Annotated in this window: 6 protein-coding genes; 5 read left to right on the top strand and 1 reads right to left on the bottom strand. The window is 69.9% G+C overall.

Features of this window, described 5'->3' with window-relative positions; genetic code table 11:
- The 3 genes from H0U68_RS06090 to H0U68_RS06080 all read left to right on the top strand — a co-directional run.
- On the top strand, positions 1–3,465 hold a 3,465-nt coding region (locus tag H0U68_RS06090), incomplete at its 5' end, for a condensation domain-containing protein (protein ID WP_296353679.1).
- Positions 3,466–3,494: 29 nt separating this feature from the next.
- Positions 3,495–5,168: a class I adenylate-forming enzyme family protein gene (locus tag H0U68_RS06085; protein ID WP_296353677.1), complete on the top strand. Its 1,674-nt coding sequence runs from the start codon at positions 3,495–3,497 to the stop codon at positions 5,166–5,168.
- A 62-nt stretch (positions 5,169–5,230) separates the two neighbouring features.
- Entirely contained in the window at positions 5,231–5,944 is a 714-nt protein-coding gene (locus tag H0U68_RS06080) for a cupin domain-containing protein (protein ID WP_296353675.1), read from the top strand.
- A 45-nt stretch (positions 5,945–5,989) separates the two neighbouring features.
- Here H0U68_RS06080 and H0U68_RS06075 read toward each other — a convergent pair whose 3' ends face one another.
- Entirely contained in the window at positions 5,990–6,736 is a 747-nt protein-coding gene (locus tag H0U68_RS06075; protein WP_296353673.1) for an alpha/beta fold hydrolase, read from the bottom strand.
- A 294-nt stretch (positions 6,737–7,030) separates the two neighbouring features.
- Between H0U68_RS06075 and H0U68_RS06070 the strand changes: the two genes are divergently transcribed.
- Both H0U68_RS06070 and H0U68_RS06065 read left to right on the top strand, forming a co-directional pair.
- Positions 7,031–7,261: an MbtH family NRPS accessory protein gene (locus tag H0U68_RS06070; RefSeq protein WP_296353670.1), complete on the top strand. Its 231-nt coding sequence runs from the start codon at positions 7,031–7,033 to the stop codon at positions 7,259–7,261.
- 153 nt (positions 7,262–7,414) lie between these two features.
- A partial coding sequence (locus H0U68_RS06065) for an AMP-binding protein (RefSeq protein WP_296353668.1) occupies positions 7,415–8,402 on the top strand: 988 nt, incomplete at its 3' end.

The following is an 8,402-nucleotide window of genomic DNA, read 5'->3' as shown; positions in this document are numbered from 1 at the left end:
TACCTGGGACAGCCCGAGCTCACAGCCGAGCGTTTCATCCTCAACCCCCACGGCGCACCCGGTGAGCGCATGTACAAGACCGGCGATGCGGCCCGCCTGTTGCCCGATGGCACCCTGGAATACCTGGTCCGCCTGGACGAGCAGGTGAAGGTGCGCGGTTACCGCATCGAACTGGGCGAGATCGAAGCCGCGCTGGCCGCGGTACCCGGTGTCAAGCAGGCGCTGGTGCTCGCACGCGAGGACCGCCCCGGAGACAAGCGCCTGGTCGCCTACGCCGTGTGCGAACTGGAGACGCGCGACGCGGCGACACTGCGCACCGCGTTGCAGCGCAGCCTGCCGCACTACATGCTGCCCTCGCACATCGTGCTGCTGGACAAGCTGCCGCTCACGCCCAACGGCAAGACCGACCGCAAGGCGCTGCCCGCGCCGGACCTCGGCGGCGAGGAGCGCACCTATGTGCCGCCACGCACGCCCACCGAGGAAACCGTGGCCGCGGTCTGGTCCGAGGTGCTGCACGTGGCGCGCGTCGGCGGCCAGGACAACTTCTTCGAGCTGGGCGGCCATTCGCTGCTGGCCACGCAGGTGGTGGCGCGGCTGCGCGAAGCGCTGGGCGTGGAGCTGTCGCTGCGCACGCTGTTCGGCGCGCCCAACCTGGCCGCGCTCGGCGCGGCGCTGGACGCCGCGCGGCGCGAAGGCGCGGGCCTGTCCATGCCGGCCCTCACCGTGCAGCAGCGGCCCGCGCGCCTGCCGCTGTCGTACGCGCAGGAGCGGCTGTGGCTGCTGGACCAGATCGAGTCCATGGGCGCGGCCTACAACATCAGCGGCACCGTGCGCTTCATCGGCCCGCTGGACGTGGATGCCTTCGCGCGCGCTCTGGCCGAGATCGTGCGGCGCCACGAGGCGCTGCGCACGCGCTTCGATGCCGACGACGAAACCATAGCGCAGGTCATCGACAAGCCGGGCCGCTTCGCGCTGGAACGCATCGACCTCGCCGGGCTGGAGCCTGCCGCGCGCCGCAGCGAGGCGCAGCGCGCCATGCACAAGGCGGCGTCGCGGCGCTTCGACCTGGCCGCCGGCCGCCTGTTGCACGCCACCTTGCTGCGCCTCGCGCCCGAGGAGCACGTGGCAGTGGTGGCGATGCACCACATCGTGTCCGACGGCTGGTCGCTGGCCGTGCTGATCCGCGAAATCGGCGCGCTGTACGGCGCCTATGTGCAGGGCCAGGAATCGCCGCTGCCGGAACTGCCCGTGCAGTACGCCGACTACGCGCTGTGGCAGCGCGGCTGGCTGCAGGGCGACGCGCTGGCGCAGCAGGTGGGCTACTGGAAGCGGCGCCTGCACGGCGCGCCCGCCACGCTGGACCTGCCGCTGGATCACCCACGCCCGCCGGTGCAGAGCTTCCGCGGCGGCAGCGTCATGCTGGCCCTGCCCAGGCCGCTGGCCGCACAGCTGCTGGCGCTGGCGCGTGCCGAGGGCGCAACGCTGTTCATGGTGCTGCTGGCCGCGTTCCAGCATCTGCTGGCGCGCTGGAGCGGGCAGCAGGACATCGTGATCGGCACCCCGGTGGCGGGCCGCACCGACCAGCGTACCGAAGGGCTGATCGGCTTCTTCGTCAACATGCTGGTGCTGCGCACCGACGTGTCGGGCGAGCCCTCTTTCCGCGCGCTGCTGGCGCGCGCCAGGGAAACCGCGCTGGAAGCCTTTGCACACCAGGAGCTGCCGTTCGAAAAGCTGGTGGAGGAGTTGAACCCGGTGCGCGACCTGTCGCGCCCGCCGGTGTTCCAGGTGATGATCAATTCGTTCCTGACCGAGAACCAGCCGGGCAGCCTGAACCTGCCGGGCCTGCGCACCGAGTTCCCACCGAACGAAGAAGTCGCCGCGCGCTTCGAGTTGATGCTGCGGCTGATGGGCGAGGGCGACGACGTCGCCTGCCAGTTCGAATACGCCACTGACCTGTTCGACGCTGGCACCATCGAGCGCTTCGCTGCGCAGTTCCGCGTGCTGCTGCACGCCGCCGTCGCGCTGCCCGACCGGCCGCTGGCGGAGGTTCAGCTGCTCAGCGATGCGGAGCGGCAGCTGGTGGTGCAGACATGGAGCGGACCGGCCGCCGCATCCGAATCCGCATCGGTCATGCATCTGTCCACCGGCGATGCCGCGCTCGATGCCGCCTCCAACCGCATCGCGCGGCACCTGGTGGCGCAGGGCGTGCGGCGCGAAACCGTTGTCGGCGTGGCGATGCAGGACGCGCCCGGCACGCTGGCGGCAGTTCTCGGCATCCTGAAAGCCGGCGCGGCCTGCCTGCCGCTGGACCCCGAGGACCCGCCCCAGCGCCGCAAGGACCTGCTGGCCGAAGCCGGCGCATCGCTGGTGCTGGACGCCGCGCAGGATGCGCAGCGCATCGCGTCCCTGGCCGGCACGCCGCTGGACGTTCGCATCGATGCGTCGCAGGCCGCCTGCCTGCTGCGCACCTCGGACAGCGCCGGTGCGCCCGTGCTGGCGCTGCTGACGCACAGCGGCCTGGCGAAGCGGCTGGGTGCAGGCGGCCCCCGGGCATTGCTCGCCTTGCTCCAAGGCACGGCCGGCGAGAGTGAAGACAACATCGCGCTCTACGGCCGCCCCGGCATCGACACACGCGCCTATGTGCTGGACGAGCGGCTGCAACCCGTGCCGACCGGCGTCTACGGCGAATTGGTGGTCGGTGGCGACTGGGCGCGCGGCTACGCGGGCCAGGCCGACGCAACCACGCGCGACTTCATCGCCTCGCCGTTCGTACCCGGCGAGCGGCTGGTGCGCACCGGCGAGTTGGCGCGGTGGCGCATGGACGGCTCGCTCGAGCTACCGGAGCGTCCGCGCCGCGTGACCCTGCAAGGACAGCGCGTCGAATTCGCCGAGATCGAGGCCGCGCTGAAATCCCATCCGGGCATTGCCGACGCAGTGGCCATGGTGCGCGGCGACGCGCAGGGCGTGCAGCAGCTGCTCGCCTACGTGGTGCTGGATGCGGCCGCCACGCCCGACATGGCGGCAGGCTGGCGCGTGGCCATCGCCCAGCACCTGCCGGAGCACATGGTCCCCGCGGCCGTGCTGCCGCTGGAGCGCATTCCGCGCATGCCGCGCGGCATGGTCGACTGGAAGGCGCTGCCCGCGCCCGGCGCGCGCGCCGCCGAGTACGTGACGCCGCGCACGCCGGAAGAAGAGAACCTGGCCGCGATCTGGATGGAGGTGTTGGGCGTGGAACGCGTGGGCGTGCACGACAACTTCTTCGAGCTGGGCGGCCATTCGCTGCTGGCGACCTTGATGGTGGCGCGGCTGCGCGAAGTGTTCGGTGTCGACCTGCCGCTGCGCACGCTGTTCGAGGCGCGCACCCTGGAGGCGCTGGCCGAGCTCATCGCCAACGTGCAGTGGACGCGAGGCGAGCCCCCCGCCCACGCGCAAGACGCAGGCGGCGAAGAGATGGGCGTGATATGAAGACGGGTACGTTCATTACAGAGGAGTCCATGCACCACGCCGACACGGCCATCCCGCCGCTGGCGCAACACGCCGCCGCCCGCATTTACCGGGGCGGTCCGCCCAAGGCGCGGCTGATCGACAGGACCACCTTGCCGCAGGTGCTGGCCGGCGCGCGGGGCCACGCGGCCGCGCCCGCGCTCACCTGGTACGAAGCCGAGCGCCGCGTGCTGCATTTCAGCTGGGGCGAGCTGCTGGCGCAAATCGAAGCCCTGGCGCGCTGGTTCGCGCGCGAGCAGGGCGTTGCGCGCGGCGACCGCGTGATCGTGCTGTCGGCCAATTCGCCGGAAGCCTTCTGCACGCACCTGGCGCTGATGTCGCTGGGCGCGGTGACGGTGCCGGTCAGCAACACCGAGTCGGCACGCGTGCTGCAGCTGATCGCCGACAAGACGCAGCCGAAGCTGGCCGTCACCGGCCGCGAGGTGGCGCCCGAATTGCGCGAGGCCCTGCGCGGGACGGTCGCCCTGCCGGCGCTGCCGCTGGCCGCGCAGCCCGACGATGCCGGCTTCGCCTGGCCCGCGCAGGAGGTGCAGCCCGACGACCCCGCCGTGATCCTGTTCACCTCCGGCACCACTTCGGCGCCCAAGGGCGTGTGCCTGAGCCACTACAACCTGCTGGTGAATGCCGAGGGCTTGTCGCGCATCCATGACCTGGCGCACCGGCGCGTGCACATGTGCGTGCTGCCGCTGTTCCACGCCAACGCCTTCGGCTTTTCCATGATCGCCTCGCTCTACGCTGGCAGCCACGTGGTGCTGAGCGCGGGCGTGGCCGGCCCGGCGCTGTGGGACATTCTGCGCACCGAGCGGGTGGACGTGATCTCGCTGGTGCCGGAGATCATCCGCGTGCTCACCCGCATCGCGGTGCCGCGCGCGACGCTGCCCGACCTGAAGTACGTGACCTCGGCCGCTGCGCCGCTGCCCAAGACCGTGTCGGCCGAATTCCGCGACAAGACCGGCATCGACATCCACCAGGGCTACGGCCTGAGCGAGTGCGTGAACTTCGCCGCCACCATGCCCTGGAACGTGGCCGATGCCGACCTGGAACGCGCCATGACGCAGTTCCGCGTGCCCAGCATCGGCCCGGCGCTGCACGGCTGCGACATGGACGTGAAGCGCGCCGACGGGTCTTCGGCCGACGCCGAGGAAGAGGGCGAGGTGGTGGTCACCGGCCACACGCTGATGCGCGGCTACTGGGACGCGGAAGACGCGACCGAGCAGGCGCTGGGCGACGGCTACCTGCGCACCGGCGACCTGGGCTTCCACGCCGTGGTCGGCGGCGAGCGCTTCTTCTTCATCACCGGGCGCAAGAAGGAAATCGTCATCCGCTACGGCGAGAACCTGTCGCCGCTGGCGATCGAGGCCGAGCTGGAGGCGCTGCGCGCGGTCGGCCGCTTCGCCGTCGCCGGTTTCGCCAACGAGGCGGCGGGCGAGGAGATCGGGCTGTATGTGGTGGCGCCGCGCACGCCCGACACCGAGCGGCGCGTGCTGGAAGCGGTGCGCGCCTGCAGCGTGCGCTACCGCCCGCGGGTGGTGCTGTTCGGCACCGAGCCGGTGCCCGCAACGCCCACCGGCAAGGTCAAGCGCGCGCTGCTGGCGCAGAAATTCAAGGCCTATGCCAAGCGCAGCTTCGGCAGCGACCCCATCGTGGGAAGCGTCGCCGCCTGAGCCCGCCGCCCTACACCTTCACCCACCTCTTTCCAACCGATTTCACGGGAGCCAACGAGACCATGCAAGCAACCATCGAACGACCCAGCTTCACCCCCTACCCGCTGGCCCATGGCCTGCTGTGCGACCTGCGCGACGACGGCTACCCGACCCAGCTGTGGGGCCTGTCGGAGCAGCCGCTGACGCTGCCCGCCGGCGCCACGCACTTCGGCTACGTGTACGACGGCAGCCTGACGGTGGAGCACGCCGCCGGCACGTTCACGCTGGGCGCGGGCATGTACTTCTCCGCGCCTGGCGAGACCAAGGTGCGCGGCAACGGCCGCGGCATCGCGGCGTCGCGCCTGGACTACGACGGCTTCTTCCAGATCGGCGGGCCGGTGGAGGAGCGCGGACGCTTGAAGTACATCGACGGCTGCACCGATTCGCTGCTGATTCCGCCGGTGATGATGGGCGACGCCTGCTTCAACCTGCTGTATTTCCCGCCGGGGGTGGACCAGACCCAGCACACGCATCCGTCCATGCGCGTGGGCATGGTGATCCGCGGGCGCGGCGAGTGCATCACGCCCAAGGGCAACATCGCGCTGATGCCGGGGCGGGTGTTCATCATCCATGCGGAAGGCCCGCACGGATTTCGCACCACCGACTCGGAGATGGCGGTGGTGGCCTACCACCCGGACAGCGACTTCGGCCCGACCCACGAGACGCATCCGATGATCAACCGCACCATCGTGGGCGGCGTGTCGGCCAGCCAGATCGCGGACATCCGCACCAAGTAAAACGGAATCGGGGCTCGAGCGCGGACGCGCGCTCGAGCCCGTGGGTCAGAGGTAGCCCAGCAGCGTCTGCCGGACCAGCTGCAGCACCTCGGCGCGGTGGGACTGCAGGAAGAAGTGGCCGCCGTCGAACCAGGAGACCTGGCAGGTGCCGGTGGTCTCCTCGGCCCATGCGTCCACCTGCGGGCCGACCACGCGCTCGTCTTTCGCGCCGGCCAGCACCGTCATGGGCATGGACAGCGGCGGCTCGGGCCGGTAGCGGTACTCGTCCACCATGCCGAAGTCCGCGCGCAGCATCGGAAGCACCAGGTTCATCAGCTCCTGGTGCTCCAGCAGCTCGGGCGGCGTGCCCTCGTACTCGCGCAGCATCGCAATGAACTCGGGCTCGGGCAGCTTGTGGCGCTCTTCCGGCGCATCGCGGTGCTGCGGCGCCGCCGCGCCCGAGGCGAACAGGTGGATCGGCTGGCGGATGCCGGCGGCGCGGCAATGGCGCGCGAGCTCGAACGCGAGCAGGCCGCCCAGGCTGTGGCCGAAGAAGGCGAAGGGCAGGTCGCCGTAGCGGTCGACCACGCCGCCCAGTTCCTCGATCAGCACCGGCATGGAGCCGATCGGCGGCTCGCGAAAGCGCGCGCCGCGGCCGGGCAACTGCACCGCGCAGACTTCGATGGAGGGATCGAGCACGTCCTGCCAGCCGGCGAAGGCATGGGCGCTGCCGCCGGCGTACGACAGGCAGAACAGGCGCATGCGGCGCGGAACGGAGCCCGGCTTGCGAACGAGCCAAGGAGTGGGTTGCATGCGAGTGAGGAAGAAAGGAAAACGATGCGGAAAGTGCCGCAGGCATCATAACGGGACCGCATCGCGCGCAAGCCGCGCGTGCGTGCATGGCATCATGCTTGCTGCTGCCGCATTCTCAGCGGCGGCTGATATATAAGGGCCGCTACCCGCGCCGTCGTAATGATTCACGGGCGCATGGATGCGGGAAATCACCGTTGTGCTGAAGACTCCACTCGGAAAGAGTGCAGCTCTTTGCGGATACGGTGCAGCGCTGGCCGATATCACGGTCGGCTGATATGGATGAAGAGGCTTGCGATGGACGACGACAACACCAAGGCACAGGAACCCCACTACGTGGTGGTGATGAATCACGAGGAGCAGTACTCCATCTGGCCGGCCGGCAAACCGATTCCCGAAGGTTGGCGCGAGAACGGCCCGACGGCGGACAAGCAGACCTGCCTGGACCATATCGCGAAGGTCTGGACCGACATGCGTCCTTTGTCGTTGCGGCGACAAATGGAAGGTGCCGCGGACGCATCGCGTTAACGAAGCGCACTTACGATTGAAGGAGCGGCCCGCGTCGAGCGGGCTGCTCTCGTTTCCCATCTTCAGTTTCCGGGTTCTTTTCAGGCCCGCGCGCAACCGGCCAGCCGCTGGGCACCGTGCTGCGCCCTTTCGCATTCCGCCCCGAGGCCCTCTGTGAAAAATCCACCCGCCGCGCCCCTGCTGACCCTGGTCGAGGTCCTGCGGCGGCGCGCACAGCAGCAGGGCGACACGGTCGCTTTCACCTTCCTCGACAACGGCGAGCGCGTCGGTGCGCGGCTGAGCTTTGCGCAGTTGGACCGGCAGGCGCGCAGCGTGGCGGTGCGGCTGCGGCAACGGTGCGTTCCCGGCGACCGGGTGCTGCTGGCGTATCCGCCGGGCCTGGACTACATCGGCGCGTTTTTCGGCTGCCTGTACGCGGGGCTGGTCGCCGTGCCGGCATTGCCGCCGGCCAATGCGAAGACGTTGCCGCGCCTGCTGGGCATGGTGCAGGATGCGCAGCCGCGCGTGGCGCTGTCGTCCGCCGACACGGTACAGCGCATGCGGGACCTCTCGGGCGCGCAGGACACACAATGGCCGAAGAGCCTGCAATGGTTCGACCTGGATTTGGCTGAAGATCTCTCGGCGGAATGGACTGCACCGGCGATGACCTCGCAGGACGTCGCTTTCCTGCAATACACCTCGGGCTCCACCGGCGCACCCAAGGGCGTGATGGTCACGCACGGCAACCTGCTGGCGAATGCCGAGGCCATCGGGCAGACGTACGGGGTGGGCGCGGGCGACGTGTTCCTGTCCTGGCTGCCGCCGCACCATGACTTCGGGCTGATCGGCAGCATCGTCGCGCCGGTGGTGCTGGGCGGCCACTGCGTGCAGTTCTCGCCGGCGGCGTTCCTGATGCGGCCGCACCGCTGGCTGAAAGCGATTTCGGACTGGCGCGCCAAGATCACCGGCGGGCCGAACTTCGCCTATGCCCTGTGCGCGCAGAAGGTGACCGAGGCGCAAAAGCAGGGCCTGGAGCTGAGCTGCCTGAAGGTGGCGGTGAACGGCGCCGAGCGGGTGAGAAGCGCGACCTTGCGCGAATTCGCGGACGCGTTCGCGCAGTGCGGGCTCAAGCCGAACGTGGTGACGCCGTCGTACGGCCTGG

Origin of the sequence: Ramlibacter sp., from assembly GCF_013697775.1 — a bacterium.
Taxonomy (GTDB): Bacteria; Pseudomonadota; Gammaproteobacteria; order Burkholderiales; family Burkholderiaceae_C; genus Ramlibacter.
This window is presented reverse-complemented; position numbering and strand designations above follow the sequence as displayed.